The 19100-nt window shown below is 44.0% G+C and carries 7 protein-coding genes; 2 read left to right on the top strand and 5 right to left on the bottom strand.

Features of this window, described 5'->3' with window-relative positions; all coding sequences use genetic code 11:
- The first annotated feature begins 183 nt into the window (after positions 1-183).
- A complete protein-coding gene (locus F6K53_RS24350) occupies positions 184-1134 on the top strand; it encodes a sterol desaturase family protein (protein WP_293082480.1) in 951 nt (316 codons plus the stop codon).
- On the opposite strand, the gene F6K53_RS24355 is transcribed toward F6K53_RS24350, so the two are convergent.
- The 5 genes from F6K53_RS24355 to F6K53_RS24375 all read right to left on the bottom strand — a co-directional run bounded on the left by F6K53_RS24355 (position 1115) and on the right by F6K53_RS24375 (position 17337).
- Positions 1115-2638 carry an MFS transporter gene (locus tag F6K53_RS24355; protein WP_293068323.1) on the bottom strand — a complete coding sequence of 508 codons (1524 nt, stop codon included), beginning with the start codon at positions 2636-2638 and terminating at the stop codon, positions 1115-1117. The two genes, F6K53_RS24350 and F6K53_RS24355, sit on opposite strands and share 20 nt — an antisense overlap.
- Positions 2635-15111, bottom strand: coding sequence for a non-ribosomal peptide synthetase (locus F6K53_RS24360; RefSeq protein WP_293082483.1), 12477 nt, complete (start codon positions 15109-15111; stop codon positions 2635-2637). The genes F6K53_RS24355 and F6K53_RS24360 overlap by 4 nt, the downstream gene beginning before the upstream one ends.
- A 138-nt stretch (positions 15112-15249) precedes the next feature.
- Complete coding sequence (locus tag F6K53_RS24365) at positions 15250-15489, bottom strand: hypothetical protein (RefSeq protein WP_149031008.1); 240 nt, start codon at positions 15487-15489, stop codon at positions 15250-15252.
- A 395-nt stretch (positions 15490-15884) separates the two neighbouring features.
- Positions 15885-16070 (bottom strand): hypothetical protein, encoded by a 186-nt coding sequence (locus F6K53_RS24370; protein WP_293021380.1) that lies wholly within the window; start codon positions 16068-16070, stop codon positions 15885-15887.
- 427 nt (positions 16071-16497) lie between these two features.
- A complete protein-coding gene (locus tag F6K53_RS24375; protein WP_293082486.1) occupies positions 16498-17337 on the bottom strand; it encodes a prephenate/arogenate dehydrogenase in 840 nt (279 codons plus the stop codon).
- Positions 17338-17395: 58 nt separating this feature from the next.
- Between F6K53_RS24375 and F6K53_RS24380 the strand changes: the two genes are divergently transcribed.
- Entirely contained in the window at positions 17396-18958 is a 1563-nt protein-coding gene (locus tag F6K53_RS24380) for a pentapeptide repeat-containing protein (RefSeq protein ID WP_293082489.1), read from the top strand.
- Positions 18959-19100 lie beyond the last annotated feature (142 nt).

Here is a 19100-nt window from a genome sequence, read left to right on the forward strand (position 1 = left end):
ACGGCTTCAAGGCGAAAAAATTCTGCTTCAGAAACAGGTGAATGATATCCTATAAGGATTGCTTGGCTAGACGCCTACTTCCCCCACTTCGCAATTACGATGTTAGATTTACTGCAATCATCTCGAATTCAGTTTCTATGGCGAGGGTGTCAGAATGTCGCTGGGATAACTTTAAGATTGGTAGTGATCTGTTTTCTAGTGCAAACCGCGATCGCCTGGAGTGACCTTGCCTACATTAGGACATTGGCCGAAGAAATTCTCATAACTCTTAGCCACGAGATCTCCCTTAATCCGTGGTTTTATGGGATTGTCTCAATGATTCTACTGATCGAAATCTGGTTACCCGCACGTCAGCAGGCTCGGCTGTCCGTTGGTTTCTGTCAAGACTCCTTGTGGTTGCTAGGTGACCTTGTCGAAACGATTCTTTTTCTGAAGCCTTGCATCTCCGTTCTTTACGCTTTGAGCAATCGTGTCGGTTTCCCTATCTTTGATAGCGCAACAATACTTCCTCCACCAATCATGTTAGTGCTCGGCTTTCTGCTTAGCGACTTTCTAATTTGGTTTGGACATATTCTACGCCACCATATCCCAGCCTTTTGGTATTTTCATGCTGTCCATCACTCCCAAACCGAACTGAACCTCTTGAGTGGTCTACGCTTTCATATCGTTGATAAAGCAATTGCTTATATCATTGTTGCTTTACCCATGATCGCGCTTGGGATTTCTGCGCCTTCTATCATTCTATTTAAAGTGTTGCAAAAGTGGTATTTACGTATCTATCATGCCAATCTCAAACTCAATTATGGTTGGTTGAAGCATATCATGATTACCCCTCAGTCTCATCGCATTCATCATTCAATTGAAGCACAACATCGCGATCGCAATTTTGGCTCAATTTTAATTATCTGGGATTACTTATTTGGAACTCAATACTGCCAATATGACGAATACCCAGCAACTGGCATCGACGATCCGAATTTTCCCCTTGAAAGCAGTCGCCAGCCGCACCATCTTCTGATCAACTTTATTCATCAAAACCTCTACCCATTTCAGCAACTTTCGAAATTCTCAATTAATCACGATAGGTTTACAGGTTGGTTCAAAAACTTGTTTGTTATTCAACCTCAGAAATAACATCAGATGAATCATCTCCAATTACATCAGGTAGCTCATCCTCAAGGTATCTCAACCGAGGTAAAAAATAAGCGATGCAAGTCATGGTAAGCGTTAAGATTCCCATGCAAATATAAAGCAAACCAATACCTCGGCCAGGACCTACCCCGATCGCTTGACCAATCAGTCTAGCACCTGGGTTATCTCCACTCATAAAGCGTTCAAAGTAATGATCAGCAAGGAAGCCAGCAAGAAGAAAAGAAATAGGGATTCCAGAGCGAGCAACTGATCTTAATAACGCTAAAACCCGCCCTAGTAATTCAGGGGCTACTTTACGTTGAAAGATACTAATAATGGAGCTGTTAATTAAGGGGACAGGTAGAAGCAAACAAAAACTTGAGATCGTAACTAACCAAATTGAGGGACGAATACCTTCAAGCAGAATGGATAAGCCGATTAAAGCCATGCCAATCAGAATGGTGCGCATTTGATTTTGCTTACCTCCTCTGCTCATTGCCACTAGACCTCCTGCAACCATACCAACATTTGAGCAGGACACAACTAGGCCAAAACCGATCACTGATGCGAAAGAAAGAATGAGGGGAGCCTCTAAAACAGCATGGGCTCCTATCAAAAAGTTACAGACTGTTAGTAGAAAAGTAAGCCATAGAAGACCTGATCGTTCTTTACAGTAATTCCAGCCAAGGGCTAAACTCTGCATAAATGACTCATGCTCAGTCTGCTGCTCAGTTTCAGCGGCAATCTCAGGGAATTTGACGATTAAGAGAGATACTAGGGCAAAGGCCAGGGTAATGAAATCGATAGCCACAATGCCTTCAAACTGAACGATCCCTAATAAAGCTGCAGCTAGTGCAGGTCCTATCAACTTGGATATGGCTTGACTCGTTTGCATCATACTGTTAGCACGAATTAGCTTATCTTTAGGGACAAGCAAACTGGTTGCAGCAAGATAGGCTAATTCTTGAAAGGTGCTAAAGCTAGATCGCAATATATTAGTCAGGCAAATATGCCAAAGTTCTAAATGACCTGTTACGTACAACCAAGCTACTATCAAGGTAGACAAGCCAGCACAGAAATCACTGATTATCATTGTCCATCGGCGATTCCAGCGATCGATATAAACTCCAGCAATGGGACTGATGAGAATAGTAGGCAGCAAAGTAGATAAAATAGGCAATGAAAACAGGGTGACAGAATCCGTGTGTGAATAAACCCAGATGCTGATGGCAAAACTGGTAAGCCTGGAGCCAAGTAGAGAAACGACCTGGCTGAGCCAGATGAAGCTGAAGATTTCCATACCCTCTAGGGCAGTAAATTGCTTCGTGAAAGCGTTAATGATGGGAAAGCTGCTACCATTAATGCGTGATTGCTTTATATCAGTCATTTGATTTATCAGTACATCACTGCCCGAACAATTTGCAGTTTTTCTAAGCAAGAGAGATAGAAAAAGGAAGATTCTTTTACTGTGACAAACCCTACCTGGCAAATTTGAAATAGTTCTCACAACCTTGCCGGAGCATCAAGGTAATTCTCTTGAATTAGAAAAGATAGAAAGAGGTTGAGATATGCCTGGTTGATGGATTCCAACTGAATATTACTTTGAGCTAAACCATTAGTCAAATTTTGATAGTCAAATCTCAGCACCTTGCCTGTATAAGGAGGATTATAGGGTGAGAACGCAGGAAATAACGAATATAGACTGTTATTACTCGCTTGAGAAATTTCTAGTTGTGTAAATTGAGTTCGCCACTCTGAATAGGGGATAGCTTCTAAAGGATAGCCAAAAGCCTTGATCCACTCAAACAATGTTTGTAGATTTACGGTTTCAGGATTATTGATATGGAAAACTTTACCCAGCTGACCTTTCAAAGATAGATGAACAATTGCTTTACTTACGTAATCTACAGGAGTCAATCGGTCTACCATCTGATCACTGTCGGGATATTTGCCAAACTGGATACAACCTCTCAGGAAAATGCAAAGGAAGTCCTGCATGTTCATGATGCCTGTCTGGCAATGGCTAAAGACTCTCCCTAGTCGGTAAATTGAAGTGGGTAATCCACGATTTCGTGCCGCCATAACAAGTTTTTCTGCTACCCACTTGCTCTGGCTGTATCCTCCTTTGAGTCCTTTGCCATGAATCAGGGGATCATCCTCAAAAATAAGGTTTTGTCCAGAATAACTTCCGGCAGAAAAAACTCCAAGGGTTGAAATATGGTGCAGCGGTTTGACTCGACTGGCACATGCTAGCTTTATAATCTCCTGGGTTCCTGCAACATTTACCGGACTTAAAAAAGAGTATGGATACATGCTATTGACCCAGGCTCCAGAGTGATAAATAGATTCAACCTGATGACTGAGCTGTTCGTACTCTGATTCCTCAAGACCAAACTTAGGCAGTGAGAGATCTCCCTTAATCACAACCACTCGCGATTGATAGGTTTCATGCCAAAGACCAAAAGATTTCAGGAGCTTGTGCAGGCGCTGCCAACCCTGAAGGGGATCGCCAGTCCGCATGAGACAGTAAATCTTGGCTGAAGTTTGTTTGAGTAATTCATGCAGGAGAAAAATACCGACAAAACCTGTTGCTCCTGTTAAAAGAATGTGATCTGGGTTGCGAGAAATTTGTGCCTTAGCAGGCTTGATGTTTGGATCTAAAATGGCTTCAGCTTCTAAATCAACAAAAGATGTGCCAAGTTTTGAAATATCCTGATCGCTATTTCGAATCCGATCTATAGCTTGAGCCAGCTCTAACAGTGTTTTGGAGGTAAATAAGAGTTGAACGGGTAGACTAATTTGCAAAGCTTCTTGTAGGCGAGAAATAACCTTAACAGCTAGCAAAGAATGTCCCCCAAGGTTAAAGAAGTTGTCATAAAGACCAATCTGGTCCACTCCTAAAACATCGGCCCAAACCATTACTAAGAGTTGCTGGGTGGAGGTGGAAGCAGGGACAAAAGTTGTCTGTCGCTGCAAATCAGAAACGTTGGGCGCAGGCAGTGCTTTACGATCTATTTTGCCATTGGGCATTAAGGGTAATTCTGCCAGTGACACAAACGAACTGGGCAACATATAAGCTGGTAAGCTTTGCTGCAAATATTGCCGCAAGACTGGTGGATCTACATGAACGTTATCCTTCGCTACCACATAGGCAATCAGTTGCCGATCTCTAGTCTCAGATTCACGAGCGATGGTGACAGCCTGACTAATATCTGGATGTTGGCTTAAGACGGTTGTAATTTCACCTAACTCAATGCGGAAACCACGAATTTTAACCTGTTGGTCCAAGCGACCCAGGTATTCAATGGAACCATCAGGCAAGTAACGGGCTAGGTCACCAGTTTGGTACAATCGCCCAGCACCAAAGGGATTAGCAATAAACTTTGTGGCAGTCAACTCTGGACGATTTAAATAGCCACGGGCTAACCCTGCCCCTCCAATATACAACTCGCCAGGAATTCCTATCGGAACAGGTTGTAGATGACTATCCAACAGATAAACCTGCGTATTCACAATAGGGCGACCAATAGTACCAGCACTATGAGCGGACTGTAAACGACAGATCGTAGCATCTACAGTACATTCTGTTGGACCGTAGAGATTAAAGCAGTGAATTGTCTCGCAGCTTTGAACCGCTAGCCAAGTGGAGGAGGCAATCGGTTCTCCACCTACTAAGATGGCTCTCAGGGGTACTTCATCTGTGCTAAGGAGACCTGCTTCTATCAACCAGGTGAATTGCATGGGTGTACAGTCAAAAACATCAATCTGATATTGCTTGAGATAGTGCAGTAGAGTTGAGCCGCTGTATCGATCGCTTTCTGGAACAATGACTAGGGTGTGCCCATGTAAAAGTTGAAGAATCTGCTTAACCGATGTGTCGAAGGCATATGAACCATTAATACTAATGCAAAGGTTCTCCTTACTATGAGTCAGAGAACTGTAAACAGCGTGCAATAATCCCTGATCCAGGTTCAGTACAGAATGATGAGTGATCGCTACGCCTTTGGGTTGTCCAGTAGACCCTGATGTATAGATGACATAAGCAAGGTTAGTAGGATGGACCTTACTGTGAACTGTATCAGTGCTGTATTTAGCAAAAACGTCATCTTCTACATCCAAGCAGATGATTTGAGGTCGGTGAAGCGGTAATTCCTTTAGCAAACATTGTTGAGTGAGGAGCAGCCCAATCTCTGAATCTTCCATCATGTAAGCAATTCGATCACTCGGATAGGTGGGGTCTAAGGGAACATATGCCCCTCCTGCTTTAAGAATACCTAGCACGCCCACCACCATCTCTAGGGAACGCTCAACACAAATACCAACTAATACTTCGGGGCCTACACCTTGCTGCTGTAAGTAATGAGCCAACTGATTAGATCGCTCATTCAGTTCCCGGTAAGTTAGTTTCTGCCCTTCGAATATTACAGCAATGGCATCAGATGTGCGCTCAACCTGAGCTTCGAATAATTGATGAATACATTGATCATGAGGATAATCTTTCTGAGTTTGATTCCAGGCAACTAACAGTTGCTGTTCAGCCTGAGTCAGGAGGGGAAGTTCTGCAATTCCTTGAGTACTATCAACAACAATGGCTTGTAAGAGAGTCTGAAAGTGGCCCAACATCCGTCGAATTGTTTCAGCCTTAAATAAACCAATATTGTAAGTACACCGTCCTGCCAAACCTTCAGGATTCTCAAAAAGATCAAGTTCAAAATCAAACTCACGAATGGTCTTCAGTTCTACGCCTAGACGTTCTACTTTCAAATCAAAGAGTTCTAATTTATCACCCAGGGCATTCTGCAAAGCAAACATGACCTGAACGATAGGATGATGATTGAGGTGACGTTCTGGTTGTAAGGTTTCCACCAGTTTTTCAAAAGGCAAATCTTGGTGAAGATAAGCCTCCAAGGTTGTTTGTCTGACCTGAGCCAATAACGCCTCAAAGCTAGGATTGTTAGACAGATCAGAGCGCAGTACCAGGGTGTTGACAAAAAAGCCCAGCAACGATTCAACTTCAACCTGTTTGCGGTTGGCGATTGGCGATCCAACCACAATATCTGATTTTCTGGTGTAGCGCGAGAGCAACACTTGAAACGCTGCCAGTAAGGTCATAAACAGGGTGACACCTGCTTTTTGGCTTAGGGTCTTCAGTTGTTGCGTCAGGCTAGAATCCAGCCAGAACCACTCTATTCCTCCCTCAAAGGTAGCTACCTCTGGGCGAGGATGATCTGTGGGGAATTCTAACAGGGGAGGAGCACCATCAAGTTTCTGTTTCCAATAGTCTAGATGGCTTGTCAGGGCTTGACCTGCTAACCATTGCCGTTGCCATTGGGCAAAGTCTGCGTATTGGATTGTTAATGGAGAGAGTGGAGAGGTCTCTCCTTGACAAAAGGCTTGATAAAGTTGAGATAGTTCCTGAATGAATACCCCTAATGACCACCCGTCTGAGACAATGTGGTGTATGGTTACTAGCAATACATGGGTAGTGGGGGACAGACACAGTAACTTGGCACGAATCAGTTGATCTTGACTAATATCAAAGGGCTGGTGGCTTTCTGCTTGAATTTGATCTTTAACTTGGCGTTCTTGGTGTTCGCTGTGTAATTCAATCACTGGCAAGGTAAAGATTCCAGCCTCATTAATATACTGGTAAGGTGTACCCGTATCATCAGCTTTAAAGGTGGTCCGTAGGGTCTCATGACGATGAATGATCGCTTGAAAACTTTGCTCCAATGCGGTGTGGTTCAACACACCCTCAAGTTTGAAAGCATTGGGGACGTTATAGCCAGCGCTCATGCCTTCGAGCTGAGTTAGAAACCAAAGCCGTTGCTGAGCAAACGAAACGGGCAAGAGTGTTGCACGAGAAACGGGCTGAATGGCAGGAAAAGAGATTAAATCCCCTTGCTGAGCAGTCTCTATTGCCTGGGTGAGATCCCTCAATGTCGGTTGCTCGAACATCACTTGCAAAGGCAGTTCAACTCCTAGTCTATGGCGAATCCGCGACATCACCTGAGTTGCCAATAAAGAATGTCCCCCTAGCTTAAAGAAGTCATCGTCAAGGCTAATCTGTTCAATTCGCAAAACCTCACGCCAAATCGCAGCTAACAGCTCTTGAGTCGGGGTCCTCGGTGCAACAAATTCTCCCTCTCGATGCACATCTATAACATCGGGGACTGGCAAAGCCCTGCGATCGACTTTGCCATTGGCGGTCAGAGGTAAATGGTCTAAGACAACAAAGTGCTGAGGCAGCATATACTCAGGCAACTTGTTTTGCAAAAACTGGCGTATTTCAGGAATCAGTTTGTAAGTTAGCTTACTTTGTAGGGGGATATTGGCATAGTCTTGCCTCAGCTTAAGAGGACTTCGGTGCTCTTGCCAAAAGGCAACCTTTTGAAGAGCTGAGACAACATCCTGGTCCTTGGGAACAGTCTCACGTAGAAAAACTACATCATAATACCCTGTTGAACTGGCTTCCCACCAACTCAAATGCACCTGATAGCCCAATTCTTCTGCTAATTCCCAGAACATATCCGGCTCAACGCCACTGGAGTTGTTGTGTGCTCCATCACCCATTACATCCATTAGATGTTGTCGGAGATGTTTAACGGTTTTGAATTCCTGAGACGATTGCTCCAGACATTGTTGGACTTGTAATGCCTGTTGAATTCGCCCATTGGGAATACGACGAATACCCAACGATTCTGGACGTTCTTCCAACAACACACGCCGAACTTGAGTCAACATGTCTGGGTCATCCTGCCAGTCCTGCCAAGGAATTGTTACATTTTCCCTTGGTTGAGTCATGCTGAGATGGAGCGTTACATCATAACGAAACTGGGTTAACTCATTGTGATGTTTGCCTCGCTTCGGTTGAACTTCAACATGGCTAATTTCAGGGAAATAGTGAGGTAAGGTAACAAAGAAATCTGGATCAATGACAAGCTCTTCTTCCGCTTGCAAGCTCTGCTGACATCGAGTTGTAAGTTCCTGTAACAACATTGAATCGTCCGCTTGCAAGTATTGCACCATCGTATGAAACTTATCTAATAAGGGTAAACTCCGAATATCTCCCACAAAAATGCGACCGGGGGTGCCAGGAATAATGACATCTATTGCCCCTTGTAAAACCTGGAGAAGATAATGAATACTGGGGAAGTATTGAATGACTGAATTGAGTATAACGGTGTCAAATTTTTGCTTAGGAATGCCTTCAAAGTCATGGGCTAATTTATGATGAAAAATAACATGATTTAAGGTCGTTTTACTTTGCTGTAGATTTTGGTTATAGGCTAAGGCTGCCCTGGAATAATCAGTTCCTTCATAATGTTTGCAATGGGGAGCAATTCGACTTAACAATAATCCTGTTCCACAGCCAATTTCTAATACTGACTGAGGGTGATAATGCTGAATTCGTGACACGGTATGCTCAACCCATTCCCTCATTTGGATAGCTGGGATCGGCTGACCTGTATAACTGCTATTCCATCCTACAATATTGAAATCCAAGTTAGATTTTAATCCTGTCTCATCCGGTTCTGAAGTGGATGGACTGTAGATTTCTTCGTAGAGGGTTTGCCAATCCTCTAATAATTCCTGTTCTGCCTGAGCAAGTAATGCAGCAATCCCTTGCCCACGCCAGTCAGGCACTACATAAGCGATTAAAGTTTTATCACCGATTGGATCTTTATGAACCGTAACAACTGTTTGAGAGACAATTGAATTCTGCCGAATCGTTGCTTCAATTTCTCCCAGTTCAATGCGGAAACCACGAATTTTAACTTGATGGTCAAATCGTCCAAGAAACTCAATATTGCCATCAGGAAGGTATCGGGCTAAGTCTCCGGTTTTATACAGTGTGTTCGAAGTTGAAATCTGGGGAGTTCCTTTTGATTCTCTCCCTTCATCCTTTTCTATGACTTTGCAAGATAGAAAGGGATTCACGATAAAGCGTTCTGCGGTCAGATCAGGACGCTTGAGATACTCGCGTGCTAAGCCGTCTCCGCCAATATAAAGCTCTCCAGGTACTCCAACTGGAACTGGGTGAAAAGTTTGATCTAACAGATAGACTTGAGTGTTTGAAATCGGAGATCCGATCGGAATTGATGTGCCGATCTCATCAAGATCTCGAACAGGGTAACAGCAGGTAAAGGTAGTATTTTCTGTTGGACCGTAGCCATTAATCACCAGGGTGTTGGGTAAGGCTTCAACTACGGTTTGAACATGAGCAACAGAGAGAACATCACCTCCAGCTAAGAGTTGTTGAACAGATGAGAAAGCTTCAAGATGCTCTTCCACCATTTGATGGAAGAGCCCAGCAGTGAGCCAGAGAATCGTAATGTGATGATGCTGCAGGAGGTAAGCAATTTCAGCCAGAGAAGAACGAGAGGCTGGAGCGAGCACCAAGGTAGCTCCGTTGAGTAACGCACCCCAAATTTCAAAGGTGGCTGCATCAAAAGCAATGGAGGCGAGTTGTAGAAAGGTATCCGCTGCGGTGATGTTAACATAGTTGGAATTGACCACCAAACGAACAACTCCCCGATGGGAAACTGCAACACCTTTGGGTTGACCTGTAGAGCCGGAAGTATACATCACATAGGCAAGATTGTCAGCGGTGATTGATTTTCCGCTCAAAGAAGTCCCAGCCTGGGTTTCTAGGGTAGGAGAGATGGTGTCTGTTAACGTTCTCTTCAAATCAGGCTGGACATCATGTTCTTTCCGGTTAGTCGGTTGTTGAGCAGCAAACTCTCTTAAGTTGATTTCATCTAAACAAATGAGGAAACAGGTCTGAGAATCCGAAAGGTGGGCTCGAAAAGCTGTTTGAGTAATTAATATCGGTATTTGTGTATCTTCGGCAATGAAGGCCAAACGTTCTGAGGGGTAGTTTGGATCAAGGGGCACATATGCTCCCCCAGCTTTAAGAATTGCCAGTATGGCCACAATCAGGTCAGGCGATCGCTCCAGGCAAACCCCAACCAATACGTCTGGATCGACACCCCAGTTCCGTAAGTAAGCGGCAAGCTGATTGGCCTGGTAATCCAGCTCCTGATAAGTAAGTTGTTGGTCTTCAAATACTAGGGCAATGGCATCTCCTGATCGTTCTACCTGTTGCTCAAATAGTTGATGAATACAGGAGTTACGAGGGTAGTCTCTTTGAGTCTGATTCCATTGCGTTAGAATCTGGTGTTGTTCAGCAAGAGTCAGAAGGGGCAACTCATCGATCCTTTGACTGCTATCGATCACCACTGCTTGCAATAACCTCTGAAATTGTTCAAATAACCGCTGGATCGTTTCAACTTTGAACAAATCACCCCTGTAAATACAGGAGCCGACCAACCCCTGAGGTTTTTCCCAAAGGTAAACTTCTAAATCAAATTCGCGGGTTGTCTCAACCTCTGATCTGAGGGACTTGACTTCTAAGTCTGGTAGTTCTAAATCAGCATCTGGAACATTTTGCAAAGCAAACATGACCTGAATAATCGGATGATGGTCAAGACGACGCTTCGGTTGTAATTCCTCTACTAATTTCTCAAAAGGTAGGTCTTGATGCGTGTAAGCCTCTAGCGTGGTTTGTCTAACCTGTCTCAGCAGTTCCACAAATCTAGGATTGCCGGACAAGTCGGAACGCAATACCAGGGTATTGACAAAAAAACCAATCAAAGGCTCAATTTCAGCCTGATTACGATTAGCAATGGGCGCACCCACCACAATATCGGTCTGTCTGGAGTAGCGAGATAATAATATCTTAAAGACAGTAAGCAAGGTCATAAATAGGGTAACGCCTGCTTTTTGGCTGAAGGCTTTCAGATTCTGGCTCAGGGATGCATCAACCTGAAAACTGACCTCCCCCCCTTGAAATGTTTGCACAGCAGGTCGAGGGTAGTCTGTGGGCAGTTCTAATAGAGGGGGAGCGCCTTCCAGTTGTTGTTTCCAATAGTTGAGTTCAGCCTCTAAAACTTGATCGGTTAGCCATTGCCGTTGCCAACAGGCAAAATCTGCATATTGGATCTGTAAAGGGGAAAGGGGAGAAGATTGATTCTGGCAAAAAGCTTGATACAGTTGGAGTAGCTCTTGTTGGAATACCCCGATCGACCAACCATCACAAATAATGTGGTGTATCGTGACCATCAAAATATGATCAGTAGGCGACGATTGCAGCAGTTTGAAGCGAATGAGCCTGTTGTGAGTCAGATCAAAGGGTTGTTGACTTTCTACTTTAATTAGCTCTTTAATCTCGGCTTCTTGTGCTCCTGCTTCCAACTCAATCACGGGTAATGTTATCGTTCCAGGCTCATTAATCCGTTGACAGGGAATACCTTGACGATCAATGGGGAAGGTAGTGCGTAGGCTTTCATGACGTTCGATGAGGGCTTGCAGACTTTGTTGTAGTGCGGGTCGATTCAAATTCCCAGTTAACTGAAAAGTTCTACCCGTGTTATAGCTTGTTGTATTGACCCCTTCAAGACGATTGAGGAACCAGAGCCGTTGTTGGGCAAATGACAGGGGAAATGATTTGGGGTCGCTTAAGGGGTTGCGATCGATCGGCTGAATAGGAGGTAAGGGAGAAAAATCTTTCTTCTGAACAGAGTTCACAGCCTGAGCAAGGTCTATTAACCTGGGTTGCTCAAATAGAGTGATCAGTGGGATCTCAACCCCAAAACTTTGACGAATTCGAGAGATAACCTGAGTCGCTAATAACGAATGGCCTCCCAGTTCAAAGAAATCATCCTGCAGACCCACCTGTTCTAAACCCAATGCCGAGGCGATGATATTGGCAATAACAATTTCAACCGGACTGCGAGGCGGAACAAAGGTAGCTTGTTGTAGGTGTTGCAAATCAGGAGCAGGCAAAGCAGCACGGTTGATCTTGCCATTGGGGGTCAGGGGGAATTCTGACAGCAAAATGATCGCCATTGGCACCATATAGTGAGGCAAGAGTCCTCGCAAAAACCTTCGCAGTTCAGGAGCAGAAGGCTGATCACTCCCACTGTGCAAAACTGCATAGGCGACCAATTGTTGTTCGCCACGTTGATCTGGTCTCAACAAGGCAATTGCAGTCTGAATGGCTGGATGTTGTTCCAGGGTTGCACTGATCTCTCCGAGCTCGATCCGGAATCCGCGCAACTTAACTTGGTGATCAATCCGTCCTAAAAACTCAATTCTGCCATCAGCAAGATAACGCACCCGATCACCCGTTTTGTATAAACGATTGGCTAGAGAGTTTGCAGGTAAAGCCTTGCCAAAATCCTCGTGCAGCCTCTTTAAGCTGTGAGGCATTGCGGCAAATGTTGCCTGGGTCAGATCAGGACGGTTGAGATAACCTCGTGCAAGACCGATCCCCCCAATATACAACTCGCCAGGAATACCGATCGGAACCGGCTGACCATAGGGATCTAGAATATAAACGTTGACATTGGGAATGGGGCGACCGAGTGTAATGATAGGGTCCTCTGGTTGACAAAGGGCGATAGTCGTATACACACTCGCCTCTGTTGGGCCGTAAGCATTAAAAAATTCCCGACCCTTAGCCCACTCTTGCATCAACGGAACAGGACAGGCTTCCCCTCCTACAATCAGCACTTGTAAACTGGGGATTGGCATGAGCGGTAAAGTCGCCAGGGCAGATGCAGGTAATGCCAAATGCGTAATTGCCTGCTGCTGGAGAAGTTGCACTAAATCTAAACTCGGCAGTAAAGATTCTGATGGATTCAAGCACAAGCAAGCCCCAGAACTTAAAACCATCAAGATTTCTGAGATTGAAACATCAAAACTCAAGGAGGTAAATTGAAGAACCCGACTGTGGGGGTTGACTTTAAAAGTCGCAATCAGAGTTGCTGCTAGATTGCTTAACCCCCGATGCGTGACCATTACTCCTTTGGGTCGTCCGGTAGAGCCAGAAGTATAGATTACATAGGCTAGCGTCTCTGCAGTAATGGCAGAGGTTGGTGCTGTCACAGGTTGGTTGGCAAAAACAGCAGAGTCGCTCTCTAACATCACCACTTTTGCTGGGTGAGATGGAAGTCTAGTCAGTAGAGTGGGCTGAGTCACAAGCACCGAAACTTGTGCATCTGCAAGCATATAAGTGAGCCGTTCTTGGGGATAGGTCGGATCAAGAGGGAGATACGCTCCACCTGCTTTAAGGATGCCCAGAAAACCCACAACTAGCTCTATAGACCGTTCGACACAAAGACCTACGACAACTTCTGGACCAACCCCAAGACTTTGGAGATAATGAGCGAGTTGATTAGCCCGATCGTGCAATGCTTGATAAGTGAGCGTTTGCTGTTGAAACTGGACAGCTATAGCATCTGGATGCTGAGATACCTGCTGCTCTAACAGAGTTAGAACCTGTGAATGAACAGAAATGTCACACAGAGAATCCATTTGGGTTTGATTCCAAGCAACTAGGAGTTGATAGGATTCCTCAAGACTTAAAAGCGGCAGGTGACAGATCGATTGATCAGGATTTCTGACAATTGCGGCAAGGAGCGTTTGAAAATGCCCAATCATTCGAGCAGCAGTGTCCTGATCAAACAAATCCGTGCTGTATTCTAACTTCCCTCTCAGCCCAGATTCCCGATTCTCAAGACATAGGGTCAAATCAAACTTGGCCGTGACCCTTTCCGTTGGTAAAGGAGTCAGGGTTAAATCTGAAAACTTCCATTCATCAACCTCATTCTCCTGCAGAACAAACATCACTTGAAACAGCGGATTGTAACCAGGGTTTCGTTCGGGTTGTAGCTCTTCCACAAGCTTCTCGAACTGCAAATCTTGATGGGAATAAGCGTCTAACGTTACCTGTCGTGTCCGATCCATTAATTCTCGGAAGCTTGGATTACCAGAGAGATCAACCCGCAACACTAACGTATTGACAAAAAAGCCAATCATTGAATCAAGGGCAGGATGATTGCGACCCGCGATCGGAGTGCCCACTATAATATCTTCCTGGCCGCTATAACGGCTTAGTAAGACCATAAAAGCCGTCAACAATGTCATGAATAGTGTTGTTCCGGCTTGGTAACCCAGTTCTTTAATTTGTTGCGTCAGGTCTTTACTGAAGTCAAAAAGCTGAGTCGCACCTCGAAAGGTTTGCACTGGAGGGCGAGAATGATCAGTAGGTAAATCTAGCAAAGGTGGTGCGCCAGCTAATTGATGTCTCCAATACTCCACCAGATTTGCCAATCGTTCTTTTGATAAGCATTGTCGCTGCCAGTGGGCAAAGTCTATATATTGAATTGGTAACTCAGGTAATGGTGAAGACTCATCATTCAAAAAAGCCGTATAAAGACTTCCGAGTTCTCGCAACAAAACTTTTGTAGACCAGCCATCTGTAATAATATGATGACAAGTTAATAGTAAGATATGCAAATGCTCTGACAGATGAAGCACTGTGGCTCGCAATAATATCTCTTGAGATAGGTCAAAAGCATATTGATTTTCTGCCTGAATGAATTGTTCTGTTTGAGTCAACTGATCTTGGCTAGGTAGCGATTGTAAATCAACAACTGATAAGATCAGATTTAAACTAGGTGCAATTGCTTGTCTTGGGCTACCTTTTTTTATGGAAAATGTGGTTCGTAGCACCTCATGACGGCGAATAATCTCATTTAAACTTTGTTCAAGTATTGAAACATTGAGTATTCCTGAAATTTGAAAATTATGAACCACATTGTAGTTAGTATCACCAGGATTAAGCTGATTTATAAACCACAGTCTTTCTTGAGCAAAGGAGAGACTATAGTTTCCTTCACGAGGAACTTTTACAATAGTTTCAACTGCTTGATTATTATATTTATCCCACTGTTGTAGAGTCTCAATTATTGCTATTTTATGCTGTTGCAACTGATCTCGTAAGGCTGGATTTAAAGCTCCTTCTGGAGCTCTACATTTTAACCTAGGTGCTTGAGTTGAATCACTATATTCAAGCCATAGCTTTATTCCCAAACGACTGATATCAGATAAAAGATTCTCGATTACTGTCATAAATATCCTGTTTTATAAGAGCTTGAAATGCTTAAACTTTTTGCTCAACAAATTTTATAAAATATAACTTTTACTCCAATACAGGTGTCTCGAAATAACATTCGAGGTAAGGATTCAGGTCGTAAAAATAGGGATAAGTCAAGGAAAACCCATGTCACGACCGATGTGGGCACGTAATGCTTCAGCAAAAAAGTTGACGACACAACGTTGCTGAGAACGACAGGTTTGCACAACAGTCAAAAGTCTGGCGGTGTTTTCAAATCTTTCCAAGGAGCGAGAACCTCCGCGCTCCCTTACGCTTTGTAACAGCCAATCAATGACAACGTTCTGCCAAATTGTTGTCAGGAGGTACTTCTGGATGCATGGCGAAAATACCACCACTGATCAAACTTGTTTTGGAGATTATTTAAAAGCCTCAAAGCTCTTGCTCCCCCTTGCGGTATCCATTTATTGAAAGCTTTACTTAATTTGGATTTGAATTCCTTGGCCCATAATTCGTAAGCTTTATGATCAGCCTGGGTTTGCCATAAGTGATAATGCTCAAAAGCGCACATCTTGCAGACTAATAAATGCTTTGCCAATACTCTCATTGTGTAATCCAGGACATTTAATTAAACCCTTGAAATGCCTGCGCATATGTGCCAAGCACTTTTGTTGGGCTACTACAGGGTAACCATTAGTATACACGCTTTTCGTCGCTGCGCTCGAACTCCACCATACTTATCTCCTAGCAGTGACTCTAGTTCTTTTCGTGAACGTGTATCTGCTGCTCTTTATAGGCAAAAATCCTGGTTGGCGACTAGCCATAACCATTCCTTTACCCCAATGACCCCCCAAGGGGTTTCATCGACATGGACATTGGGTTGTTCTATTTTTACCCAATTTTCCAGTTCTAGTACCGGCTGTTCTATGGCTTGGGCTACTAGGCACGTTGGTGGCCCCTTTGGTTCCGACTCCAATCTCTACTTCACCCATCTGCTAAATCAACTCTTACACTTAATTACGCCCACCTACTTAGCATATCCAAATTTACACTATATACCAAGTTAGTATACAGGAAGTTTTTTTTTACAAAACTTTATTTTTTAGGAACGCAGTATCAGGTGATGAGAGAGTAACTTATTACTGTATCATAGTAAGTACCGCGCGCCGAATGAATTACCTACTATAATTCTCTGTAACCCTTGAATTAAAAGAGTTTCAGTTTTTGAAAATTTGTAATTAATTTTGTGTACCTGCTTACATTTGAAAAACTGTAAGTAGGTAAGCATATGCGCTACGCGCACGCTACGCGAACAGCGGTCAGCGTTCAGCTTAAAATAAACACTGCTTGGTGGGATCTTCTGTGGTGGCTTCCTAATTATCTAAATAACAAACTAAACAAACTCACGAAACAAATTTTTTCCGCGCTACGTGAGTAGTTTCAAAGATTTGTTCCAGACTCGACCAATCTTCCTGTTCAATCACCTCAATTATCTGGTCAAGCCGATCGCGATAGCCTAAAAGCGATCGCATTATCGACTCCTGATTGTAACGAGCCATCATTACTCCCAGTTCTGGATTACCACCCCCGACACGGCTAGTATCACGAAAACCAGAACTAGCTAACTGTTGGGCTAACCTCAACACCACTGGGTCAGTCTCCTGCATACAAGCATCTATCAAACTCCCACTCACCATCACCGGTAGATGAGAAATCCATGCTACCGCTTGGTCATGGTTTTCCGGGCTTGTGATGTAAACCAATGACTTAAGCGATCGCACAATTTCCTCCACCTTCTCAAGTGCTGGTGGTGGTGTCGTCTCAATCGGCGTCAGTACGTAAGGGTTTCCGGCAAATAGATTCGACACCGCAGCTTCCACACCGCTGTGTTCCGTTCCTGACATCGGATGACCACCTACAAAATTTTCCCACAGGGGAGCCATTTCTCTAACCACTGGCATTTTGACCGAACCAATATCAGTGATTACGGTATCCTTGTAAAGATAGTTGACTAAATCCTTGACAGTAGAGGCGATCGCGGCTATCGGGGTGCAAATAAATACAACCTCTGCTGTGGCTAGGATACTTAAGTCAATACTCGCATCATCAACAATGCCGTGATCACGTGCGAATTGACAGGTTTTTGGTTGACGAGAGACTCCCAAGACCTGGTGACCTTGTGCTCTCAAGTCCAATCCTAGGGATCCACCCATCAATCCCAGTCCTACAATACCAATTTTCATTATCTCTCAGCGGGATTCAGCCTATGCCATGATAAATATTAATTTTTGTTAGATTGTAATGAATGTCAGGGAAATTATCCAACAATATGCAGCAGGGGTAAGAGATTTTACAGCTGCTGATCTTACGGAACTTAACCTAAGCAGCGCTACTCTTAGTGGTGCCGACTTGAGTGAAGCTAACCTGAGGGTAACTAACTTAAGTGGTGCTAACTTGAGCGGCACAAACCTCAGCCGAGCAAACTTAAACGTTGCTAGACTCAGCGGTGCCAATCTCTCTAAAGCCAAGTTAACACAAGCACAGCTCAATGTAGCAAATTTGATTCGGGCTGATTTAAGAGGTGCCCAACTGATTCAGGCATCACTGATTCGTGCTGAGATGGTTCGTGGTTCCCTAAGTGGAGCAAATCTAACCGCAGCAAACCTCTCTGGTGCTGATTTACGAGAAGCCACCCTCAGACAAGCTAATCTCAGCCGCGCTACCTTCAATGAAGCCAATTTAGCCGGGGCAACCCTTAGTCAAGCAAATTTGAAGGGAGCGCACTTAAACGGAACAAATCTGCACAAAGCCGATTTCAGCGGTAGTAATCTCAAAGGGGTTGAAATCAGACAAGGAAATCTCACCTGTGCCAATTTTAGGGGAGCTGATCTCAGTGGGGCAAATCTACGCTGGGCTGATTTAAGTGGAGCAAACCTCAGTTGGGCTGATCTCAGCAACGCTAAATTAAGTGGAGCTACCTTAGTTGGGGCTGATTTGAGCAATGCCAATTTAGTTAATACCAGTTTAGTACACGCTGATCTTAGTAAGGCAAGGCTGATTAAAGCCAATTGGATTGGAGCAGATTTGACTGGTGCTACCCTCACTGGGGCAAAACTATGTGCCGTTTCCCGGTTTGGTCTCAAAACCGAAGGACTGATCTGTGAATGGGTTGACTTGAGTCCTGATGGCGATCAAAGTCAAATTATCCCTCTGTCTTCCGAAGCTGCCAAAACCTTTTTCAACGAGACCCTGCCAACGGTAAAAATTATCGTTGATACCCCGTTAGACCTCAAAGCGAATTTGGCTTTAGCCTCGATTTACAATCAGATAGCCAATGTTTCTGAAGTCTTCAATCAAGCCCCCAGCATTGAGGTAGGTGTCCGCAGAACAACCATTACCTTTACAAGCAACAACGCTGACTTATTCATTATCGCTTACTTGGCAATTGTCCCCTTCAAAGATGGAGGTCAAACTCGTCGCAATATTGTGACCCTATTAAATAGCCTACCCTCACGCTCAATATACAGTTTAAATCATCAAGACAAACAGCAAATCAATAAATTACTGACAAGTATTCGCCAAGCTATTGAGCAGCTTAAGCCAATTAAAACCGTTAATTTAGCACCAGAAAGAAAATCATCGGCTAACTTCTTTATTGCTCCGACTCAGACAATTATTACTAACTCTAGAGACTACTCATTAAGTATTTATTATAATCAAGATTTTGGGAAGTATCTGATGAATCAATCAAGCTGGAGCGAGCAATCTGAAGACACTACAACACCATCAAGACCAGTATCAACCCTGCCTCCAGTGAGCCAAATTGTTGAATTTATTAAAGCCTGGGATTATTTTACCGGTTGATGGTGTAGACAAGACCTAGGGCGTGTCATCAAATAGGTATCAATTTAGTTTAGAATCGGTAGCTGTAGAGAGTTTAGTCAATCAGGAGCTGTGCTATCATGATACGCCGCTATGCTTTGCGTCTCGGACCAGTGGGAACGGA

The sequence above is a fragment of the Moorena sp. SIO4A1 genome (assembly GCF_010672065.1).
GTDB lineage: Bacteria > Cyanobacteriota > Cyanobacteriia > Cyanobacteriales > Coleofasciculaceae > Moorena.